The organism is Lentimicrobium sp. S6 (assembly GCF_013166635.1).
Taxonomy (GTDB): Bacteria; Bacteroidota; Bacteroidia; order Bacteroidales; family UBA12170; genus UBA12170.
This window is the reverse complement of the sequence record NZ_JABKBZ010000030.1, coordinates 13643-35589: the sequence shown is the minus strand read 5'-3', so window position 1 is coordinate 35589 and position 21947 is coordinate 13643. Positions and strand designations below refer to the sequence as shown.

Annotated in this window: 18 protein-coding genes and 1 tRNA gene; 4 read left to right on the top strand and 15 right to left on the bottom strand. The window is 34.7% G+C overall.

The window, feature by feature from the left end:
* Positions 1 to 53: 53 nt before the first annotated feature.
* The 5 genes from carB to HNS40_RS11400 all read right to left on the bottom strand — a co-directional run bounded on the left by carB (position 54) and on the right by HNS40_RS11400 (position 6629).
* A complete protein-coding gene (gene carB, locus HNS40_RS11420) occupies positions 54 to 3284 on the bottom strand; it encodes a carbamoyl-phosphate synthase (glutamine-hydrolyzing) large subunit (RefSeq protein WP_172280887.1) in 3231 nt (1076 codons plus the stop codon).
* A complete protein-coding gene (gene carA, locus HNS40_RS11415) occupies positions 3274 to 4362 on the bottom strand; it encodes a glutamine-hydrolyzing carbamoyl-phosphate synthase small subunit (RefSeq protein ID WP_172280885.1) in 1089 nt (362 codons plus the stop codon). The genes carB and carA overlap by 11 nt, the downstream gene beginning before the upstream one ends.
* Before the next feature lie 39 nt (positions 4363 to 4401).
* The gene (locus HNS40_RS11410; RefSeq protein WP_172280883.1) at positions 4402 to 4872 is read right to left on the bottom strand and encodes an arginine repressor; all 471 of its coding nucleotides are present in this window, start codon (positions 4870 to 4872) and stop codon (positions 4402 to 4404) included.
* 387 nt (positions 4873 to 5259) lie between these two features.
* On the bottom strand, positions 5260 to 6300 hold the full coding sequence (locus HNS40_RS11405) for a DUF3089 domain-containing protein (RefSeq protein WP_172345821.1): 1041 nt from the start codon (positions 6298 to 6300) through the stop codon (positions 5260 to 5262).
* Between the two features lie 245 nt (positions 6301 to 6545).
* Positions 6546 to 6629, bottom strand: a tRNA-Leu gene (locus HNS40_RS11400).
* Positions 6630 to 6729: 100 nt separating this feature from the next.
* On the opposite strand from HNS40_RS11400, the gene HNS40_RS11395 reads away from it, so the two are divergent.
* Positions 6730 to 8277, top strand: coding sequence for a DUF4301 family protein (locus HNS40_RS11395; protein WP_172280879.1), 1548 nt, complete (start codon positions 6730 to 6732; stop codon positions 8275 to 8277).
* A gap of 75 nt (positions 8278 to 8352) precedes the next feature.
* On the opposite strand, the gene HNS40_RS11390 is transcribed toward HNS40_RS11395, so the two are convergent.
* From HNS40_RS11390 to HNS40_RS11375, 4 genes are all read right to left on the bottom strand, one after another.
* Positions 8353 to 11448, bottom strand: a complete 3096-nt coding sequence (locus HNS40_RS11390) for a lamin tail domain-containing protein (protein ID WP_172280877.1) — start codon at positions 11446 to 11448, stop codon at positions 8353 to 8355.
* A gap of 6 nt (positions 11449 to 11454) precedes the next feature.
* Positions 11455 to 12087: an outer membrane beta-barrel protein gene (locus HNS40_RS11385; RefSeq protein ID WP_172280875.1), complete on the bottom strand. Its 633-nt coding sequence runs from the start codon at positions 12085 to 12087 to the stop codon at positions 11455 to 11457.
* Between the two features lie 83 nt (positions 12088 to 12170).
* Entirely contained in the window at positions 12171 to 12572 is a 402-nt protein-coding gene (locus HNS40_RS11380; protein WP_172280874.1) for a response regulator, read from the bottom strand.
* 18 nt (positions 12573 to 12590) lie between these two features.
* On the bottom strand, positions 12591 to 14552 hold the full coding sequence (locus HNS40_RS11375) for a PAS domain S-box protein (RefSeq protein ID WP_172280873.1): 1962 nt from the start codon (positions 14550 to 14552) through the stop codon (positions 12591 to 12593).
* A 179-nt stretch (positions 14553 to 14731) separates the two neighbouring features.
* On the opposite strand from HNS40_RS11375, the gene HNS40_RS11370 reads away from it, so the two are divergent.
* The gene (locus tag HNS40_RS11370) at positions 14732 to 15442 is read left to right on the top strand and encodes a response regulator transcription factor (protein WP_172280871.1); all 711 of its coding nucleotides are present in this window, start codon (positions 14732 to 14734) and stop codon (positions 15440 to 15442) included.
* A gap of 10 nt (positions 15443 to 15452) precedes the next feature.
* Positions 15453 to 16496 carry a cell wall metabolism sensor histidine kinase WalK gene (locus HNS40_RS11365; RefSeq protein ID WP_172280869.1) on the top strand — a complete coding sequence of 348 codons (1044 nt, stop codon included), beginning with the start codon at positions 15453 to 15455 and terminating at the stop codon, positions 16494 to 16496.
* Between the two features lie 5 nt (positions 16497 to 16501).
* On the opposite strand, the gene HNS40_RS11360 is transcribed toward HNS40_RS11365, so the two are convergent.
* The 6 genes from HNS40_RS11360 to HNS40_RS11335 form a co-directional block, all read right to left on the bottom strand.
* Entirely contained in the window at positions 16502 to 16954 is a 453-nt protein-coding gene (locus HNS40_RS11360) for a hypothetical protein (RefSeq protein WP_172280867.1), read from the bottom strand.
* A 135-nt stretch (positions 16955 to 17089) separates the two neighbouring features.
* A complete protein-coding gene (locus tag HNS40_RS11355; protein WP_172280865.1) occupies positions 17090 to 17899 on the bottom strand; it encodes an SDR family oxidoreductase in 810 nt (269 codons plus the stop codon).
* A 15-nt stretch (positions 17900 to 17914) separates the two neighbouring features.
* Positions 17915 to 18700 (bottom strand): sulfite exporter TauE/SafE family protein, encoded by a 786-nt coding sequence (locus HNS40_RS11350; RefSeq protein ID WP_172280863.1) that lies wholly within the window; start codon positions 18698 to 18700, stop codon positions 17915 to 17917.
* 5 nt (positions 18701 to 18705) lie between these two features.
* Positions 18706 to 19152: a FixH family protein gene (locus HNS40_RS11345; RefSeq protein WP_172280861.1), complete on the bottom strand. Its 447-nt coding sequence runs from the start codon at positions 19150 to 19152 to the stop codon at positions 18706 to 18708.
* Between the two features lie 86 nt (positions 19153 to 19238).
* Entirely contained in the window at positions 19239 to 20627 is a 1389-nt protein-coding gene (gene ccoG, locus HNS40_RS11340; RefSeq protein ID WP_172280858.1) for a cytochrome c oxidase accessory protein CcoG, read from the bottom strand.
* Positions 20628 to 20640: 13 nt separating this feature from the next.
* On the bottom strand, positions 20641 to 20955 hold the full coding sequence (locus HNS40_RS11335) for a cation transporter (RefSeq protein ID WP_172280856.1): 315 nt from the start codon (positions 20953 to 20955) through the stop codon (positions 20641 to 20643).
* 440 nt (positions 20956 to 21395) lie between these two features.
* Here HNS40_RS11335 and HNS40_RS11330 point away from each other — a divergent pair, with 440 nt between their 5' ends.
* Positions 21396 to 21947 carry a nucleotide exchange factor GrpE gene (locus tag HNS40_RS11330; RefSeq protein ID WP_216663600.1) on the top strand — a complete coding sequence of 184 codons (552 nt, stop codon included), beginning with the start codon at positions 21396 to 21398 and terminating at the stop codon, positions 21945 to 21947.

The window sequence follows — 21947 nt, the reverse complement described above, 5'->3', positions numbered from 1 at the left end:
CCATTGGATTAGGGTAAAGATGGTTTTCAATGGAACCAAACATTCTAAAAGGACTACCTCACTATTTCATATTCCCCCATGCTCTTCATGGCCAAATCTTCAATTTCTATGGAACAAAAAGAAACAATAAAAGCAGAAGCCAAACGGGCATTGGTTACTATTGGAATATTTCTATCCACCGCATTCCTCCTAATGGTATAGTCATTATTAAGTTCTTCAGAGCTTAAATCCTTGGGGATATTTACAACCAAATCAACTAGCTTTTCTTGTAATAGATTAAGAGCATTTGGACTACGACTATCATCTGGCCAAAACACCTTTTCCGAAGCAACTCCATTGGATTTTAAGTAATCATGGGTTCCGGGAGTAGCATATAACTTCAAGCCTCTTTTCTCCATCATTTTGCTAGACTGTAGAAGCTCCACTTTACTTCGAGCATCACCAGAGGATATCAAAACTCCTTTCTTAGGAACATGATATCCCACAGATAACATAGCTTTTAGAACTGCCTCATAATAATTATCCCCAATACAACCCACTTCACCAGTTGAGGACATATCTACTCCCAAAATAGGGTCGGCATGAGTTAAACGAGAAAACGAAAACTGAGAAGCTTTTATCCCGATGTGGTCGATATCAAAAATTGACTTTTCAGGCTTCTCTACTTCTTGACCAATCATTACTCTTGTGGCTAAATCAATGAAATTCTCATTTAACACTTTACTTACAAATGGAAAGCTCCTCGAGGCACGTAAATTACATTCTATTACTTTAATAAAATTATCTCGTGCCAAGAATTGAATATTGAATGGGCCAGAGATATTGAGCTCTTTGGCAATCTGGCGAGATACTTTTTTAATTCTTCTGATGGTTTCAAAATATACTTTTTGAGGAGGAAAAACCAAAGTAGCATCACCTGAATGCACTCCAGCAAACTCAACATGCTCAGAGATGGCATATAATTTCACATCTCCATTTTGGGCCACAGCATCAAATTCTATTTCTTTACTATTGGTCATAAATTCAGAGACCACCACTGGGTGTTTCTTCGACACATTTGCAGCTACTTTTAAATAATGATGGAGTTCTTCATGATTAGAAACCACATTCATTGCTGCACCCGACAAAACATAAGAAGGACGAATAAGAACAGGAAAACCAACTTCATTAGCGAATTCAGAGATTTCATCCATACCTGCTAATTCTTTCCATCGCGGCTGGTCTATCTCTAGCTTATCGAGCATACCAGAGAATTTAAAACGGTCTTCTGCCCTATCGATACTTTCAGGTGACGTTCCAAGGATAGGAACCTCCTGTTGTGCCAGACGAGGAGCCAAAGTATTGGGAATCTGCCCACCAACGGACACAATAACTCCATGGGGATTCTCTAAATCTACAATATCCAAAACTCTTTCTAAACTGAGCTCCTCAAAGAATAAGCGATCAGAAATATCATAATCCGTACTTACCGTTTCTGGATTAAAGTTGATAATGACGCCTCTATATCCATTCTTTTTTAAACTCTCCACGGTATTTACACCCGCCCAATCAAATTCTACACTGCTTCCAATCCTATAGGCTCCAGAACCTAAAACAACAACCGATTTATCATCGTTTTCAAATTCTATATCATGAAAATCGCCATGATAAGTGAGATATAAATAATTGGTTTGGGCTGGAAATTCAGCCGCTAGTGTATCTATTTGCTTTACAAAAGGCGTAACACCTAAACTCTTTCTATAAGCTCTTACTTTTAACAAATCATCGTCAATGGTTTCATTACTTGACTTCATAACTATTCTTGCCAATTGAAAATCAGAGAAACCCAATTGCTTGGCCTGTTTCATTTCTTCATAAGTCATTTCATTCAGAGAACACAAAGTAGCCAATTGTTTTTCTTTCTGAATGATATTATTTAGATGAGCTAAAAACCATTTATCGATGCCCGTTAATTGATGAATTTCCTGCACACTCATTCCCTGCAATAATGCCTCAGCCACATAAAAAATTCTCAAATCGGTGGGCTTGTTCAACTTGTCCTTCAAATCACCATCAAGACGGGTATGATTTCCTGTGAAACCATGCATGCCCATTCCTATCATCCTCAAGCCTTTTTGGATAGCCTCCTCAAAACTTCTACCAATGGCCATCACCTCGCCCACACTTTTCATAGAGGAGCCTAAATCCCGACTGACCCCTGTAAACTTAGCCAAGTCCCAGCGAGGGAGTTTACAAATCACATAGTCTAATGCTGGTTCAAAAAAAGCAGTAGTCGTTTTAGTAATTGAGTTTTTAATCTGATGCAAACCATAACCCAATCCTAATTTAGCAGCTACAAAAGCCAATGGATATCCTGTAGCTTTACTTGCCAAAGCAGAAGAACGAGACAAACGAGCATTCACTTCAATCACTCGGTATTCTTCAGAATGAGGGTCCAAAGCAAACTGAACATTACACTCCCCAACTACCCCTACTTTTCGAATAATTTTAATAGAAACCTCACGAAGTAAATGATATTCAGAATTACTGAGCGTCTGTGATGGAGCTACCACAATACTTTCTCCTGTATGAATCCCTAAAGGATCGAAGTTTTCCATATTACAAACCGTAATACAATTATCGAATCTATCTCTAACCACTTCGTATTCTACTTCTTTCCAACCTTTTAAAGATTCCTCAATTAAAATCTGATCGGAAAAGGAGAAAGCCGTTTGTGCCAATTCTTTTAATTCTTTCTCATTTTTACAAAATCCACTTCCTTGTCCACCCAAAGTAAAAGCAGCCCTCACAATGATTGGAAACCCTACTGTTTTAGCTGCCTCAAAAGCCTCCTCCATAGTTGTTGCAGAAATGCTTTTTGGAGTATCCACATCAATGGAACGAAGCAAATCGGCAAAGAGTTGTCTATCTTCAGTTATTTGGATGGCAGAAACTGGAGTGCCCAAAACCTGAACCCTATATTTTTCGAGTATGCCTTGTTCTTGCAGTTCTATTCCACAATTTAATGCAGTCTGACCACCAAAAGAAAGCAAGATAGCATCAGGTCTTTCTTTTTTTATGATTCGCTCTACAAAATGAGTAGTTACTGGCAGAAGATAAACCTTATTGGCTAAATTTTCAGTAGTTTGAACGGTAGCAATATTGGGGTTTATTAAAATGGTATAAACAGATTCCTCTTTTAATGCCTTCAATGCCTGAGAACCACTATAGTCAAACTCTCCAGCTTCCCCTATTTTTAATGCTCCTGAACCGAGCAATAATACTTTCTTTGGTTTATTTTGCATATTTCTTCATTTTAACCATTTCTATAAAATCATCGAATAAAAAGTCGGTATCGGTAGGACCACCACTAGCTTCAGGATGAAACTGAGTACTAAAAATGGGCTTGAATACATGACGCAACCCTTCATTAGTATCATCATTAAGATTCTTAAATGTAGGTTCCCATTCTTTGCCTAAACTGGTTTCATCAACAGCATAACCATGATTTTGCGAAGTGATATAAGCCTTTTGAGTAGGTTGATATAAAACGGGTTGATTATGACTACGGTGCCCAAACTTTAGCTTATAAGTTGTTGCGCCTCCAGCCAACGCCAAAAGCTGATGTCCTAAACAAATCCCGAATATGGGTTTTTCCAATTCCATAGCAGCTCTAAGGTGCTCGATGGTAATGGCACATTGAGTGGGGTCTCCAGGGCCGTTTGAAATAAATAAACCATCAAAGTCTTCATTAAGAAAAGGATAATCCCAAGGAACCCGAATCACTGTAGCACCATTTTCTATCAATCGCCTGATTATATTATTTTTCACCCCACAGTCTAACAGTAGTATCTTCAAATCCCCATCGCCATAAACTTTCTTTTCTTTAATACTAACCTGATCCACCCAATGAATCTTTTCGGTTTCCACAAAATCTACATCCTCTTCATCAATCAGTATTTTTGCTTTCATACTTCCATTATCTCTAATGATTTGAGTAATTTTTCGAGTATCTACTCCATAAATCCCAGGAATTTCATTTTCTACCATCCAATCGTGTAAACTTTTGTTGGCATTCCAGTGGCTAAAATCCTCGGAATACTGGGAAATCACCAAGGCTTGGATATGAATCTCGTTGGACTCATAAAACGCTAGCATCTCGTTTTTCCTATCCGATATTGGCACTCCATAATTTCCTATTAAAGGAAAAGTAGCCACTAGTATTTGCCCTCTATACGAGGGATCGCTTAAACTTTCAGGATAACCTGTCATGGCAGTATTAAACACCAACTCTCCAGCAGTAGATTTGGAATATCCAAACTGGTAACCTTTAAATTCTTGACCATCCTCAAGAACTAATTTTATATTTTGTTTTCTCATCATAGCAAAAAAAATCCCCGACAAAAATGACGGGGAGCGCAATTAAATTAAAATTTCTAATAATTCAGGGAAATCTGGACCCAGATCATCCAAGACTTTCTGTTTTTCCACCCCTTCTTTTATCATCATTAGTATTGTATCATTTCCGGCAATAGTCCCTAGAAATATGGCGTAAGCTTTCTCATCAATTTTAACAGCAACACTATTGGCAAAACCTGGCTGTGTCTTTAAAACAGCCATTTGTCCTGAAATTTCAAAAGAAATAATTCCATGTAATGAAGGTCTTGATTCATCATCACTAAGTTTCACTTCTTCTGGAATAAAATAAATACTGCCATAATGTGCATCATGAATCTTCCCTACCTTTAATTCTCTTAAATCGCGAGAAAGAGTGGCTTGAGTGGTATCATGTCCTCTATTAACCAACAAGGATAACAATTCCTCTTGGCGATGTATCTTATTGGTATTGATAATCTTCCTAATGGTTAGAAGTCTTTCTGATTTGGTCGACATAAATTGAATATTTATACATTTTAATTTTGCAAAAATATTCAGTTATTTATAAAATCAAAGATAAATTTATTAACAATATGATGATTTTCTGTTAATAGTGTAATAGAAGGTGTGAATTTGTTGGTTTTTTTTGTTCTGAAAATACGAAAATGAGCTAAACAAATAATATAGATTTCCTGCACTTATATTACACAAGCTGTTGTACATCAATTTAGGAATTAGCCGTGCTTGAACAATTAATTTGACCCAAAGCAAAGGAAGGAGAAAATTTTCATGAATTATAACTCATTCATTTAATTGCCTTATTACAATACATAGCTATATATGCCTTCCAAAAAGCTGCGATGAATTTGATTTTGAACAAATGTAAAAAGATCCCTGAGATTATTACAACAAAACCTTGTTACTTAAGAATATACTTGCCCGATTTTCCGCATTTTGTCTGAGGTTATAGTAATAGAATGGGATGTCAAATGAATGATAAACCCCTTCGGGAAATCCATTCATGGAAACTAAATAAGTAACCAAATCATTATCATCAGCAGTAGAGCACTCCAAAACACCTTTTGCAATATTTACACGCGCATCAGCGAATTGAGGAACATATCCAAGAACCAGATTCGCATCAGGCATATACGAACCGAGCCCTTCTTCAACAGTAGCAAGAGTTTCGTCTCTTGTCCACGTGATAGGGTTTATCACAATACCTATCTTCCCATCCAATAAGGGATTGACACTGCTCATATTAGGTGACTGTGTGTTATACGAAATGATCACTCCCGTATCATCGGGTCCTTCAGCATATTTCAAATGTGGGTTTTGGGCAATATAGTCCGCAGTAATGGGCCAGCCAATCACATAGGCGGCAATCATATTCTCGTATGCTATTGGATTTTCTTTCATATAACTTGATAAAAGATTACTAAGCACGATGGCTCCTTGCGAATGCCCGACCAAAATATAAGGTCGCCCATTGTTAAAGTGTTTGATGTAATAGTCGAAAGCTGCAATGGCATCCATGGTGGGGATACCTCCTACTATTTTAGCCTGTTCTTCAGAGGGCAAAAGTACAGTTGTTGCAGCATCATCCTGCCTATAAAATGGAGCGTAAACATTACCTGCTGTTTCAAATGCAGTAGCCTGTCTGCCAAACGCAGATGGAGCGCCTATAAGCATGCTGGGATTGTCGATTTCACAAATAATAGGGTCGCTTTCATTATTCTTCTTCCATGAGGTAGGGTAATAGTAAAAAATGTCGACCGGTTTAAGTGTTGATGGTATAGATAACCAGTGAGCAGATTTTGAATAATCTGTAGCTACCACAGTTTCGACTGGAGTGGTATCCTCTTTTTTGCATGAAAATAAAAATATCAAGACGATAAAAGGTAAGGAAATTTTCAAAATGCTAATACTTTTTACTGGTTTCATATTTAATTTATTAAGGTTAATAATTGTCTATTCGAAGATAAAAAAAACTTTTTGTAAAATCCAGCATAAATTTAGATTTGATTCTCTTTATTTGAGACATAAATCTTGCATCATGATGAATACTTAGGCATTTTAAATGGAGCATACCAATGCCTATCATGCTCAGAGTACTTGAATTGAATTAAGCTGGGTCTTTATCACACAAAAAAAGCCTCAACTAATGTTGAAGCTTTTTTAAAATGATGTGCCCAGAATAAGATTCGAACTTACACGCCCTTGCGAGCACCAGCCCCTCAAGCTGGCGTGTCTACCAATTTCACCACCTGGGCAATCTAATGAGGGCTGCAAAAATATTAAATTTTTATGATCTAGCGTCATAATCATCAAAATATTCTTAAATTTGAATAAACAATTTTCAATATACAACCTATGTTCACCGAAAAAGACCTAAACCAGTTTAAAAACAAGGGAATCAGCCAAGAAAAAGTTATCGAACAAATCAATAAGTTCAAGTCTGGCTTCCCTTTTATGCAACTTTCCGCTGCAGCAACTAAAGAATATGGCCTTAAAGCTCTAAACGAAGAAGAAGAAAAGAAATATTTAGATGAATTTGAGTCCAACTTTGATGGAAACCAAGTGATCAAGTTCGTTCCTGCTTCGGGTGCCGCAAGCCGAATGTTTAAGCATTTATTCGAATTTGCGGAGAAATACCAGATTAATGAAGAAGGAAAAGCTTTATTTGAAAAAGATAAAGGATTCAATTCTGTGTTTTATTTCTTTGAACATATACAAGAATTTGCTTTTTATGAGGACTTAAAAACTGTTCTAACTCAAAATAGATTAAATCTTGAAGAAGAAATTGAAAAAGAAAACTACGGAGTTATTTTAGAATACCTCCTCCAAGATAAAGGATTAGGATATGCAGCATTACCCAAAGGCCTTTTGAAGTTTCATCATTATGACGATGCCAATCGTTTTGCCATTGAAGAACACTTGGTAGAAGCTGCTGTTTATGGAAAGAACAAAGATGGAATTGCCGCTTTGCATTTTACAGTTTCGCCTGAACATCAAACAAAATTCGAAAAAACCATAGCCCAGGTTAAAGATAAATACGAACAAGATTATGATGTTCAATTTGATATTAAATTCTCGCAACAAAAACCATCTACGGATACCATTTCTGTTACACCAGAAAACGAGCCATTCAGAGAAGAGGACGATAGTATCTTATTTCGTCCAGGTGGACATGGAGCATTAATAGAGAACCTAAATGAAATTGATGCCGACATCGTTTATGTGAAGAATATAGACAATATTGTTCCAGATAGATTAAAGTCGACTACTTTTAAGTATAAAAAACTCATAGGTAGTTATTTGAGGAGTCTGCAGGAGAAAGTTTTCGACTATTTGTGTGATTTAGAAGATGGAAACCTTAGCCAAGAAGAGTTGAATGAGATGTACGAGTTTATGGCCACAGAGCTCTTTATTGAAGTCCCCAACTATATGAAAGCCATGGATATCATGGAGCAAATGGATTGGTTGTTCGAGCAATTCAATCGCCCAATTAGAGTTTGTGGCATGGTGAAAAATGAAGGTGAACCTGGCGGTGGTCCTTTTGTGACACTAGATGAAGAAGGAAAGAAAAGTCTTCAAATAGTAGAATCCTCGCAAATTGATTTTACTCAAAAAGACCAAGCAGACATTGTGAAAAGGGCGACCCACTTTAACCCTGTTGACTTGGTTTGTGGTATTAAAGATTTTAGAGGTGATAAATTTGACTTAACTGAGTTTATTGATGAAAAAACGGGATTTATCTCATTAAAATCGAAAAATGGTAAAGACCTAAAAGCTCAAGAACTACCTGGTTTATGGAATGGTGCTATGGCCAATTGGATTACCATTTTTATGGAAGTTCCCATTTTGACCTTTAACCCAGTTAAAACGGTAAACGATTTATTGAGGGATCAACATCAATAGAATCTTGAAAATAAAAAATGCCTTGTAGATTGTTAATCTTCAAGGCATTAATATGAGGCAGTATTGTCTAAATACTTAATTAACAAGCAATTTTGTACGACCAAAATTTTCCGAAGAAATAATATACACTCCAGATTCAAGTCCATCAGTATCAAGGTAAGTAACATTATCTTTCAGCAATAATAGTTGTCCGAGATTATTGTGCAACTGTATATTTACTTGATGTTGGAAATATACTCTATTCCCACTTTTTACAGGATTAGGATATAATTTCAGCAGCACTTGGTTCAATTCATCAATAGCTGCGGCATTATTGGTGGCGTTTGGTGTTGGACCAAAAGGTTTTTGGAAATATATCCATGTTTCATCTCCATCCATTTCTCTACCATAAGCGATATCTTCCCCTTGTGCACCAAATGTTATATTATCAATTAATGAAGAATCTGGTGCCATTAATAAAATATCATCCCCTGATGAACTTAGTTTGAAATTGGTGTGTAAAGGACCTCGTTCAGTTCTATCATCACACCAAATCAGCTTGTAGCCATATGCTTCAATTATGGTAGATACTGTTCCAAAGGGGAATTGATATTTAAAGGCATCATCAGCATCATCAGAAATATAAAAATTGGCTAAATCCACTTGTTTATCATTTGGGTTATAGATTTCAATCCAATCGGCATTGGCATTATATTCATCAGTAATAGTGGATTTATTTACTGCCATAAACTCATTAATAAATATAGCATCCTCAAAAACAAAATCAGGGTCTTCTTCAAAAAGAGCTGTAAACACTGCACCTTCATCTAAATCCACCATCAAAGAAGCATCCGTATCTCCTGTTTCCTGCCACTCCACAAAGCGATATCCCAATTTAGGCATTGCGACCAATTGGAAAGGAATATCTTCGAAATAAGTACCATGCCATGGGTAAACACTCTCTGATACCCCATCTAAAGCCTCAGAAACAAATAGAGAATTTATTTTAATATTTCCCATATTTTTATCATTTACATTTAATGCAATATGAATGGTATCCTCAAGGTTAAACTCTTCCGTATAATGGTCAATTATTTTACGCTTTCTATCTTTTGGGAAATTATATAAATCATCTAAAACATTTGTCCATTGAGTAAGCGTAGGAATTTCATTTTGTCTAACATTTAATGTGGTAGCTATAGAAGGGTATCTCCATCGGCTCACATGTTCTAGCATTTCAGGAGTCATTGATTGATCAATCTCCTCTAACTTTTCTCTAAAATTAGATTGATTAAAATTAGAATTCATGTGATCACAAGTTCTATTTACAAGATCAATCACAAACTGATCATTCTCTTTAAGTCCGCGAGCTAAAATGGTTGCTTTACCATGTTCTTGATCAAAAGCATCATCCAATACGTTTACATTTGAAGATATATCGTCACAGGACCCACCAAACACCAAATCAAAATCAAACATAAACCATCTCCAACGCCCATCTAAACCATTTATTGATTTAGTGCTTTTATCGAAACCCTTATATCTCCAAAATTTTATATTTGTGATCACCCAATCCACATTACCCATATACACCTCTGATGAGAAGTAACTTAAATAATTATCAATATCAATTTGGGTTTGAACATACTCGTAATTCTCGTCCTCCTCCATATTGTTACTTTCAACAAAGTCGAGCAGGTTATCATAATGTGCTTCATCACCTTCTTCACCAGAATCCAACTTACCACTATCCCTCAAAATGACATAGTCGTCATCTTTCTTTCCATACTTTAAGGATAAGTACTTTTGGTCGAAACGTTCTTTAATAGAGTGTATGCCCCAATACTCCCCATTAACGAAAAGAATAACATGCTGAACATGCTGAACATCCATATTATAATTCTGCAGTAAAAGGTCTGCAAAATCATCGCGAGGCGTACAATCAGGTCTGTGGCCTGGTCCTCTTATCATAAAACGTTTGAACTTATTAATGTTGCTATTATCAAAGAACTTATATTTCATTTCATCTTTGCCATATTCGCTTCGGGCATACATTCTAAGGTTCTTCACTGTGGAGTGCCTTCCACCTCCCCCATGGATTCTAGCTCCTAAATATTGTTCAAATCCTAAAGTACCATCATTCTCAAAATATTGTACCAAGGTAGGACGCTCCCATTCGCGTCCACTTTCGTAATAATTCCCCAATTCCCCTGTTGTTCCATATACATATATTCCCATTTCATCATCGAAAAAATTGGGGGCATCAGTGGTTAAGGAAATAACAGGCAAACTATACTTTTCCTCAGCTTCAGAATATATAAAAAACGTAGAACTTAATGTTTCACTTGGAAGGTATCCATCTTTAAAAGCTTTAACTTTTAATACATTTGTTTTATTGATATTGGAATAAGGATTTAAATATCCCCTATTATTCGCTCTGCTTTCAGTAAAGCCAGGTTTAGGATAGTCGAAACTTGGATTCGTTTTTATCAATGAAATCCCATTTGGCTTGCTTGTGGCATCTGAAAATTGAATTTCTGAATTATATACAGGACTACTTGGCGTTGGAACAGAACCATCGAGAGTGTATCGAAGAAATACCTGAGAGCCGCCGTGTACGATTGAAACATTAATATCATCAGTATAAAATCCTGATTCATGACTCACAATTGGGTCACTTACAAAACCATTATAGGCAGTTGATGTATTTGATGTTTGAGGAGTTGGAAGTCCAAAAAACTTCATATTTCCCGATGCGTCTAGCTTATGACCATATGAGACATCAGCTCTTAGTTCAACAGAATCTATCCTATCCACTAAAACACCTGATGGCTTATACAAACTAATATATTCACCTTCTTGGGATATTTTAAAATTACAATGCAATTCATTACCAATTGTAGCATTTTCCGAGGCAAAAACCAATAAGTAGCCATGAGAAGATATGTTAACATTGGGGAATTTCCATTTTTGTGGATTATCATTCTTATCCGACAATGAATAAGAATTCAAATTAATGGTGGTAGAACTATTATTATAGATTTCTATCCAATCACTCTGCTCTCCATAGCTATCAGTGATCCCATTTATATTAGAGGCTAAGACCTCATTTATAACCAAATCCTGAGCCTTTACACCTAAAAATGACAGACTTAATAGAAGCGAAATTAAAATTCGTAAATTTGAAATCATAAGGAGTTAGTTTAATTTCTGATTGAAAAAATTATAAGTCAAACCAATTGTAAGTGCATCAGAATATTGTCCTTGATTTGCAAAACGAGTAGCACCAGAAGCATGAGGACGTATTGGTGTAATACTATTATTGGTTCTGAAGGAAGCTGATAACTGATTATTAATTTTATATTCAATTCCCAATATAAAAGTTGCACTATGCTGATAAAACTCAGTATCAGGCACGCTAGTACTAAAATTAGCCTCCTCATATGGTGTTCCTATCAAATAGCTATAAGCAATTCCTCCAGTTAAAATCAATGTTTTATTCAAAGTAAAATTATATAAAACAGGGATTTCCAAATAACTCACTCGCATTAGGTATTGAAAATTACCATTTTCATCAGTAGGATTTTCTCGAGCTCCCTTTTGAATATAATACATTTCTAGTTGAGCTCCAGACTTTAGGGTAAACTGTCTATTTACAAATAATCCGCCATAAATTCCAAGTTTGTGATAACCAGAGCTTGGATCTCCTGCTACTTGACTTCCCACAAGGCCGCCCAATAATCCGCCTCCAAATTCCTGAGCTTTGACTTGCTGTGAAAAGAAAACAAAAGTTGATAAAACAAGTAATGAAAAAAGTATTTTTTTTATCATAGGATCATATTATTCAGGTCATTACAATTAAGTGCCAAACGAATAAGGCTAAATTGAAACTTTAAAAAACTAATACAGCCATCTTATTGATTCAAATAGCCATTCATCTTTCTTAGCAGAGTGGAGATAACAATAGGTTTGGGTATATAGTCATCGCAACCAGCTAATAGCGCTTTTTCCCTATCACCCTCTAAAGCATAAGCTGTTTGGGCAATAATTGGAAGCTCTGGTCTAATTTTCTTGATGGCTTCGGCTGCTTCATAACCATTCATAATAGGCAAGTTAATATCTAATAACAACAAATCTATGTTATCATTATTTTGGACTTCAGTTAAAGCATCCTGTCCATTTTCAACCCAAATGATTTCAATTTTTGAACGCTTTAATAATAGTCGCAAAAAGTTATAGTTACTGGTTATATCTTCAGCAATTAAAACAGTTTTACCTTCCCACTGGTATTCATTCACATTATAAGATTCATTCATTTTGCAATAATTAAGTGTTTAAGCTTGATTGATGTTGAAAGTAAAGATTGAGCCTTTTCCAAGCTCAGAGTCAACATAAATCTCCCCCTTCATTAATTCTAATAATTGGTTAACTATTGACAAACCAAGACCCAAACCATCGTGCGCACGGTTATTTCCTTCCTCAGCTTGCTTAAAACTTTCAAATATATCAGTTAATTTGGTTCCTTGTATACCTTTTCCTTCATCTTTAACATAAAAGTCATATAAATTCTCTTTTTCGTTGTATTTATAGCCAAACTCTATGGTTCCTTTGGTGGAGAACTTAAATGCATTGTCAATAAGCTTGGTCAAAATCTGCTCCAGCTTACTGTTATCTGTGAAGAAGACTTCTTCTCCATCTTTTCTATTCCCTTTCCAAACCAAATTAATATTATGATTATCATATCTCTGATTGGAGTAAAATTTTTGATGGACTATTTTCATCAGATTATTGAGAGAAAATTCTACTGGATATATCTTAAGATCCTTGCTTTCCAGCATACTAATATCTAGAATATCTTCTACAATAGAAAGTAGATGATTGCCTCCTTTATATATTTCATCGTTAAAATCCTTAACGTCATCCATATCTACTTCTGTCACTCTAATTAACTCCGCAAACCCTATAATGGCATTTAAGGGAGTTCTTAGTTCATGAGATATGGTTGAAAGAAACGCTGTTTTCATCCTATCAGACTCCTCGGCCAATCTCTTAGCTTTTAGTATATTCTCTTCATATTCTTTTCGCTCACGAATATCGGTTGCTGAAACGGCGTAAAACTTTGGAGCTCCATATTTATCACGAATAATAACACTATTAAACATGACAGGAATCTCTTTCTCACTTTTACTCACCACTATAAGTTCGAGACCCTCACCACCATGGATATTTGAAGATTTCTCCACAAAATCTGCGATTTCAGATTTAGAAACCCTAGGTGTTACTGTAAAAAAGCTTCTTCCTAACATTTCTTCTTGCTCATATTCTATTAATTCAGCAAAGTATTTGTTTACATATACAAACTCACCTATGTCATTGGTAATGGCCAAACCATAATTTGCCAAATCCGAAATTAATTTAAATCTTTTTATTTCTTCTAAGTCATGTTTGCGTTGACTGATATCTCTCATTATACTTAAAACCAAATGCTCATCGTCAATATCAACGGCTGCCAAAGACATTTCTACAGGGATTTCGCTACCATCCGCTTTAGTAGCTACAAACTCAATATTTTCCCCAAGTAGATGATTATCAATGGCATGCTGTATGGTTTCTAAACCTCGAGCAAAGTCATCATTCTCATTATCAGAGGAAAACAGAACGCGAATATTATTATCTAATATATCCTCTTCATCGTAAAGAAACATTTTTTCAGCTGCCTTATTCCAGAATTTAACTTGACCATATTCATCAAATAACACAATGGCATCATTGGCAGCAGTCGTTATAGCTTTAAGTTTAATCTCATTCTCTATGGCTTGCTGCCGAGCCGATTTGGTTAGCTCAACTTCATTAATCAACTCTTTGGTGCGATCTACAACCAAATGCTCTAAATACAATTGATAGTTTAGAAGTTCCTGATCTACTAAAACTTTCTTACGTGCCATTTCCAATGTAATCTCTAATTGTAAAGGTGAAAATGGTTTGATAATATATCCAACAGGCTCCGTTTCTTTTGCCCGTTTCACAACTTGCTTATCAGTTTGGCTTGTGATATAAAGAATAGGTATTTTGTCGTTCTTATTAATATGTTCTATTGCCTCTATACCAGATATTTTCCCATCAAGTTCAATATCCATCAGAATTAAATCTGGTTTTTTTATACCAACATAATCTATGGCAGCTTCGCCTGAAGTTACGACATCAAGTATTTTATAACCTTTGCTCTCTAAAAACTCTTGAAGAACTTTAGCATTAATCACCTCATCCTCAACAATCAACACTTCAAACTCACCCATAACGGCAATTTATTAATAGGTTAATATACGTAAACTAAAAATTCAAATTTACAACTAAAGATACATTCATTTTTTTGTAAATTTACAAAATTATCAACGAATCAATTAACAATTAGTTAATATGTGAAAATTGATCAATAATAACATTAGCTTAAATTTGCCTAAAAAAACAAACATAGATGAACCTAACAATGCAAACCATATTATTAGTTGACGATGAGGATGATATCCTTGAATTTTTAAGCTATAATTTAAAGAAAAGCGGATACAATGTGCATACAGCAAGCAATGGTGAGGAAGGTATAAAAAAGGCATTAAAAGTAAAACCAGACCTCATTATCTTAGATGTCATGATGCCTAAAATGGATGGCATTGAAGCATGTGATCAATTAAGGCAACTCCCAGAACTTGGAAACCCAATCATCATATTCCTCACTGCACGCTCTGAAGATTATTCTCAAATAGCTGGCTATGATGTTGGAGCTGACGATTATATTTCTAAACCCATTAAACCTAAGGTATTAGTAAGTAAAGTAAAATCATTACTTCGTCGTTCTAGTCAAAATAATGAAACCAATTCAGATCCCTCTGGTCATATCATGCAAATCCATGATTCTTTCTCAATTGATAAAGAAAGATATTTAGTTATTAAAGATGGTATTGATATCTTATTACCGAAAAAAGAATTTGAACTTTTGATGCTATTTGCCTCTAAGATTGATAAAGTTTTTACTCGTGAAGAAATATTCTCAAAAGTTTGGGGTAATGATGTTATCGTCGGAGACAGAACTATTGACGTTCATATTAGAAAAATTAGAGAGAAAATAGGCCCTGAATATATTCAAACTATGAAAGGTGTTGGATATAAGTTTATTGACACTTCAAAATAAATCCGAATTAATGAAATTAAAAGAGTCTTCCAGTATTGCGTTACAAATCAGTCTAATTCTTGGCTTTATTGTTAGTGCGATTTTAATTTATATCTACCTTATTACCAGCACCAACCTATTTCTATTACTGGGTATTTTATTCATTTTTGTCTTGGTAACTTTTTGGATTATACAAAACTATATTGAGCGATATATTTATGACCATATTAAGGTGATTTACAAACTCATTCACGATCATAAAGTAAAAAGCAATCACAAAGGCAAACCCAATCAAACAAAAATCGCCAATATAAAATCGGTTCATCAAGAGGTATTGGAATGGAGCGATGATTATGAAAAAGAAATCTCTCAACTCAAACAATTAGAGCAATATAGAAAAGAATATATCGGCAATATTTCTCACGAATTAAAAACTCCTTTATTCACTATTTTAGGATATATTTCTACACTAATTGATGGTGGATTAGAGGATGATAATATAAATACTAAATACCTAGAAAGGTCTGAAAAAAACATTAACCGATTAATTGGAATTGTAAAAGAGTTGGAGACCATTAGTCAATTAGAGTCTGGTGAGTTAAAGCTCAATATCAGTCGTTTCAACATTAAAGCATTATGTGACGAACTTTTAGAATCTTTCGAAATGAAAGTAGATAAGAAAAACATCCTAATGTATTATGGAAAAAATTACGACCGGCCTATTTATGTGAATGCTGATAAAGAAAAAGTAGCGAGGTTAATAAGTAATCTTTTAGGAAACGCTATTAAATATGGCTATGCAAACACTGGGAAAGTTAAAATCAGTTTCTTTGATATGGACGAGAACTTGTTGGTAGAAATTACAGATAACGGACCAGGAATAAACAAGGAAGATTTACCTCGCATATATGAGCGATTCTATAGAACAGACAAAGCTAGAAGTCGTGAATTAGGAGGTACCGGCCTAGGTTTAGCCATAGTAAAACATATAGTAGAAGCACACAAACAAAGTATCTATACCAGAAGCACTATTGGCATCGGAACGACTTTTGGGTTTACCTTGGAGAAAGCCTAGCCTACTTATTCAGCTAAACTCCCATCATCATTTATAATAACTCCCCAACTAACAGCTACCAAATCACCATTTTCAAAATAGCAATCTAATAAAGCGTCATCAAAAGTAATTCTTGTTTCACCCCACTCCTCTTCTTCTTTTTCAATTTCCTCATAACCATGCTCCTTCATCAATTTAATAATATCCTCTTCTTTTTGCTCAAAAATTCTTACCCCAAAAAGAGTGGCATTTTTATTGTCCAAATCAAAATTAGAAACTACTGGCTCTACTAATCCCTCTAAAAAAACTGTAATTCCATTTTCATAAGTTAAAATGGTGGTCTTTAAATCATCATCAGAAGTAATCTCCTCTGCATCTACAGGTTTTCCAACCAGCTTGGCTACATTCTCTGGAATTTCACCAAATTTTAATTCCCCTAACCCTTGTTTTGGCTTAATCTCCAATGTTAAATTGCTCATTATGTTTTTATTATTGTAAAAGGAATAATGTCCTTTTATTATTTTTTCGATTTCTTAATGAAACAAATATAAAATAATTATGATACCGTACAAAATAAAAACTTTGGAGAATTAAAAATAAGATAAAACCAAGCACTATTTGATAGGAGAATCAGCCTCTTTAGCCATATGTTTATAGGTAAGCTTCTCAAGAATACGAGGAAAGGTTTTATTAAGAAAAACAGTGAATTTCCCCTCTAAAAAAGTAAGGACGATTGCCGCCTTTTTTTTATCAATAGCTTTAACAATCTTACATGCCACTTGTTCAGATGTCATCATTTTACCTTCATTTCTAGGGCTATCACCTTGAACACTTCCATCTTTAGTCAATGCTACATTTCGAATATTGCTCTGAGTAAAACCTGGCGCGGCCACTAATACATGTAGTCCTGTTTTTAGGTTTTCTACTCTCAAAGTATCTAAAAACCCTCTTACTGCAAATTTAGATGCACTATAACCTGTTCTCCCAGGCAAGCCGACATATCCAGCAATACTAATCACTCCAACTAAAGACCCCTTTCGCTCTATCAAATAAGGTAAAGCATATTTGCTGCAATAAACAGTTCCCCAAAAATTCACATCCATCAATTGTTTTAAAACATCCAGTTCCAGATCCTTGAACAGCGCCCTCATACTTATCCCTGCATTATTAATCAGAATATCAATTCTACCAAATTTCTCTACTGTTAAATTAATGAGGTTCTCACAATCTTTTTCTAATGAAACATCTGTATTTACAGCTAAACAATCTGTACCCTGTTTTAATAAACCTCCACGAATTTCTTCAAGTTTAGAAATGTTCCGTGCAGCCATAACAATTTTAGCCCCTCGCTTGGCATACTCATATACCAATGCCTTTCCTATCCCTGAAGAAGCTCCTGTAATAATGACAACCTTATCTTTCATAACTGTGAAGTATAATTAGAAAATCAATTTTCCACCAGAGAGTAGCTGAAAAGCGGAAGATTTCATTTGTTTTCCATTTCCACAACACCCCCTATTTCCAGAAGTATCAATTTCTTGTTGAATATGTAAATTTTTAGCTGGCGGACTAATATATGGAATACCTAAACTCAACCCTCTCAAAATAAACAAAACTCCTATAATAATTATGACCAAAGGAATAATCTTGTTAATCTTAGACTTGAAAGGTCCTGAAATGATATTTCCTGCTAAAGTAACAATAGCCAATAAAGGCAAAGTTCCTAAGCCAAAAACAAACATAAACAAAGCCCCAGATGCGACTCCTCCAGTGGCAATAGCACCAGCCAATGCCACATAAACTAAACCACAAGGTAACAATCCATTGAGTAGACCAATCACAAATAAAGAACCCAAAGAACTATTACGTAATAACGGTCCAAGATAAGCCTTAAGCTTATTTACATATCCATAAATATATTTGTCTAATATTCTAGTATTTCGAAATAACACAGGAAATAAGACACTAATTATCATAATAACTCCCATTACAATTGAAATCCAGCTCTGAAATCCACCAAGCCGGATGCCTTCGCCAAGCACACCAAATACAGCTCCCATTGCCGCATAGGTGATAGCTCTGCCAATATTATACAAGAACGTTCCCGCCAACCTACTCCACCACGTTTGATTATTGATGGGCAATGCGACAGCAATTGGACCACACATTCCCACACAGTGAAAAGATCCTAAAAGTCCAAGAATTAATGCAGTGGTAATAAACATAATGCCTAATTAAAAATGATTTCTTCCTCCAGATAATATGGAACAGATTCATGTTCGAAAGTGACTTTAACAATATACCTTCCTTTAAGAAAATAATCGAGTTGGAATGTTTGGGTTCCATTTTCATCTAAATTAATTTCAAAACTTCTGTCGTAATCAAAATCGGAAGGACGAAAGAATAGAATCTGACCTTCTAGCTTTTTTCCAATAAAATACTCTGGGAACTTCACCAAACAATCATTTGAATATATCACACTGAAACCTTGAGCGTATAATCTTGTATTTTCAACTCTTTGCATTTGCTCAGTATGATTCAATCCACGTTCATAATAATCTTCTGAAACCTTATTAATCTTATAATCAAATGATTTAAACACCAATAAAAATACAAAAGCCATCATAGCTAAAATCGCAAGGAAAATTCCAGTACCCCAATTCCATTTAATTTTCATGTAAAATAGTTTTCTGCAAAAATACTTTAATAATCATACCAACTCCTTTATCTCCACATAGATTTTATTGGTATTGCTATTTGTTACTATTTATCTCCAATAAAAGATATCGTTTGCTCCTCTACCATTTCTCCCTCAACAAAAACACCAATTTCTATATCATTATTCTTCTCAGGCAAAATTTTCGGATCAATATATACAAAGAAAATATCCTCATAAATACTAGATGGTTTTATTTTTACATCCCCTCTAATCACATTTATTTCTCCATCGTAAGACAATACTTTCAACTCCACAGCAACCGTATCAATAGTTTTATTAATAATCTTGAAATTATATAGATTACTAATTCTACCTCCTTCTTGTTCTTGATATAACATTCCTGGAGTTCTAAAAATTGAAGTTTCAAGATCTGCTCTACCAAATATGAGTACAGAGAAGAATATCATTAAGCCGACCAATAAAGAAGAATAACCAATCATACGAGGAGTAACCTTGAATTTAGCTCCTTCCACAATTTCTTTCTCCGAAGCGAAACGAATCAAACCTCGAGGTTTTTTCACTTTATCCATAACACCATCGCATGCATCGATACACGCTGTACAATTGATACATTCTAACTGAGAACCATTTCTAATATCAATTCCCGTAGGACATACCTGAACACATTGACCACAATCTATACAATCTCCTTTATCAATTTCATCATTTCTATTTCCACGAGGTTCTCCTCTTTTATAGTCATAACTCACAATGATAGAATTCACATCTAAAAGCACTCCTTGTATTCTTCCATAGGGACACAATATAGAGCAAACCTGTTCTCTGAACCAACTATAAATAAAAAACAATACACCAGAGAATATCAGCATTGCCCCAAAACCAACAATATGCTCAGAAATGGGTTCAGAGGCTATTCTAAATAACTCGTCTACTCCTACTACCCATGACAATAAAGCATTAGCAATAAGAATTGACAAGAAAACAAAAATTCCATTCTTCACTATCCTCTTCCAGACTTTCTCAAAGCTCCAAGGACCATCTTTAAGTTTTCGTTGCTCATTAGCATCCCCATCAATCAAATATTCAACAGGTCTAAATAAAATCTCCATAAAGACAGTTTGTGGGCAAGTCCACCCACACCACAATCTACCATAAACAGCAGTAAACAAAACTATTCCAACCAATAAAGAAATCATCCCTATTGCAAAAAGGTAAGAATCTTGTGGCCAAAAATGCACTCCAAATAGAATAAACTTTCTCTGTATGACATCAAAAAGAAATAATGGATGACCATTCACCTTAATAAATGGCACCAAAAATAAATTAAGAAGCAAGGCCCATCCTACAATACGCCTTCTATTAAAATACCTTCCCTTAGGTTTCTTTGGATGAACAAAAATTCTTTTACCCTGATTATCGATGGTGGATATTGAATCCCTAAAACTGGTTTCTGCCTTATTCTTTTCGCTCATTACTCTAAACTTATTATTCTATAATTGTATATCCAACTCTTCCAATCTCGGCTTTCATCTCATTCACAGATGTTAGCAACGTGTCTACTTTTACTATTACATTTTTCTCAATATGTGAAGCGGTAGACTCAACTACCCCATCAAACTTTAGTAACTGCGTATTAACTGTATTCTCACAACCACTGCAAGTCATACCATCTACAGAAATACTAATTTCTACTAAATCGCCTAAAACTTCTTTTTTGTTAGTTTCACTTTGCCCTGAAAAATGGCACGAAAGAAAAGTAAAAATAGATAAGAACAATAATAATGGAAGGATTTTTTTCATGTTTGTTTATTTTAAGACCTACAAATGTAAAACAATATTTAAAATTTCTCATGCAATATTCAATAATTACTTGCCAGTATCAAACATTTTTGATGGATTTTTCCTTTTCTTTAGGTCTATGCCAAATTATATCTTTGAATATGATCAAAGTTCCAATTTACACAAAAGAAAAATAATCACACATAACTACCCTTACCACCAAATATTCAATACTGACAAAATGACCATAAATAATTATTTGGCGCAAATATTGACATAGATGATCAGATTTTGAACAAGAAAAATATTTTGTAACAAACGTATAGTTTCCAGGCAATTACATTCGAATAGCTTAAACACCTAGCTAATAGAATTAGATATTGTACTGCAATACTGACAATTTTAATGCGATTATGGCAAATAAAAGAAATACCAAAAAACAAGAAAGTAAAGAAAAGCAAGTGAAAAGCGAAGACTTAAACGAGCAAAAAATAGAAGATACAAATACTGAATCCACTGAAGAATCAGTTGATCAAAATACTGAAGAACCAGTATCTTGTGAAGAGGAAATTAAAAATCTTGAAGCACAAATTGCAGAATTAAAAGATAAACATCTTCGTCTATTTTCCGAGTTCGATAATTTCAGAAAAAGAACGACCAAGGAGAGAATCGAACTTTTTAAAACTGCAAATGCTGATTTGATATTAGACTTAATTCCAGTTCTTGATGATTTTGAAAGAGCCCAACAATCTATGGCAGAATCATCTGATGCAGAAGCTATTAAATCGGGTGTTGAGCTAGTCTACAACAAGCTTTATAAAACATTAGAAAAAAGAGGTTTACAATGCATGGATTCAAAAGAAAAAGAGTTTGATACTGATTTTCATGAAGCCATAACTGAAATACCAGCCCCTACTGAGGAATTAAAATCCAAAGTTGTGGATGTAGTTGAAAAAGGATACACATTAAATGATAAAGTAATTAGATACGCAAAAGTAGTTGTAGGAAAATAA

What these genes read in the sequence shown, in the direction of transcription:
- carB (WP_172280887.1), bottom strand. Translation starts at nt 3,284, where the DNA reads ATGCAAAATAAACCAAAGAAAGTATTATTGCTCGGTTCAGGAGCATTA.
- carA (WP_172280885.1), bottom strand. Translation starts at nt 4,362, where the DNA reads ATGATGAGAAAACAAAATATAAAATTAGTTCTTGAGGATGGTCAAGAA.
- HNS40_RS11410 (WP_172280883.1), bottom strand. Translation starts at nt 4,872, where the DNA reads ATGTCGACCAAATCAGAAAGACTTCTAACCATTAGGAAGATTATCAAT.
- HNS40_RS11405 (WP_172345821.1), bottom strand. Translation starts at nt 6,300, where the DNA reads ATGAAACCAGTAAAAAGTATTAGCATTTTGAAAATTTCCTTACCTTTT.
- HNS40_RS11395 (WP_172280879.1), top strand. Translation starts at nt 6,730, where the DNA reads ATGTTCACCGAAAAAGACCTAAACCAGTTTAAAAACAAGGGAATCAGC.
- HNS40_RS11390 (WP_172280877.1), bottom strand. Translation starts at nt 11,448, where the DNA reads ATGATTTCAAATTTACGAATTTTAATTTCGCTTCTATTAAGTCTGTCA.
- HNS40_RS11385 (WP_172280875.1), bottom strand. Translation starts at nt 12,087, where the DNA reads ATGATAAAAAAAATACTTTTTTCATTACTTGTTTTATCAACTTTTGTT.
- HNS40_RS11380 (WP_172280874.1), bottom strand. Translation starts at nt 12,572, where the DNA reads ATGAATGAATCTTATAATGTGAATGAATACCAGTGGGAAGGTAAAACT.
- HNS40_RS11375 (WP_172280873.1), bottom strand. Translation starts at nt 14,552, where the DNA reads ATGGGTGAGTTTGAAGTGTTGATTGTTGAGGATGAGGTGATTAATGCT.
- HNS40_RS11370 (WP_172280871.1), top strand. Translation starts at nt 14,732, where the DNA reads ATGAACCTAACAATGCAAACCATATTATTAGTTGACGATGAGGATGAT.
- HNS40_RS11365 (WP_172280869.1), top strand. Translation starts at nt 15,453, where the DNA reads ATGAAATTAAAAGAGTCTTCCAGTATTGCGTTACAAATCAGTCTAATT.
- HNS40_RS11360 (WP_172280867.1), bottom strand. Translation starts at nt 16,954, where the DNA reads ATGAGCAATTTAACATTGGAGATTAAGCCAAAACAAGGGTTAGGGGAA.
- HNS40_RS11355 (WP_172280865.1), bottom strand. Translation starts at nt 17,899, where the DNA reads ATGAAAGATAAGGTTGTCATTATTACAGGAGCTTCTTCAGGGATAGGA.
- HNS40_RS11350 (WP_172280863.1), bottom strand. Translation starts at nt 18,700, where the DNA reads ATGTTTATTACCACTGCATTAATTCTTGGACTTTTAGGATCTTTTCAC.
- HNS40_RS11345 (WP_172280861.1), bottom strand. Translation starts at nt 19,152, where the DNA reads ATGAAAATTAAATGGAATTGGGGTACTGGAATTTTCCTTGCGATTTTA.
- ccoG (WP_172280858.1), bottom strand. Translation starts at nt 20,627, where the DNA reads ATGAGCGAAAAGAATAAGGCAGAAACCAGTTTTAGGGATTCAATATCC.
- HNS40_RS11335 (WP_172280856.1), bottom strand. Translation starts at nt 20,955, where the DNA reads ATGAAAAAAATCCTTCCATTATTATTGTTCTTATCTATTTTTACTTTT.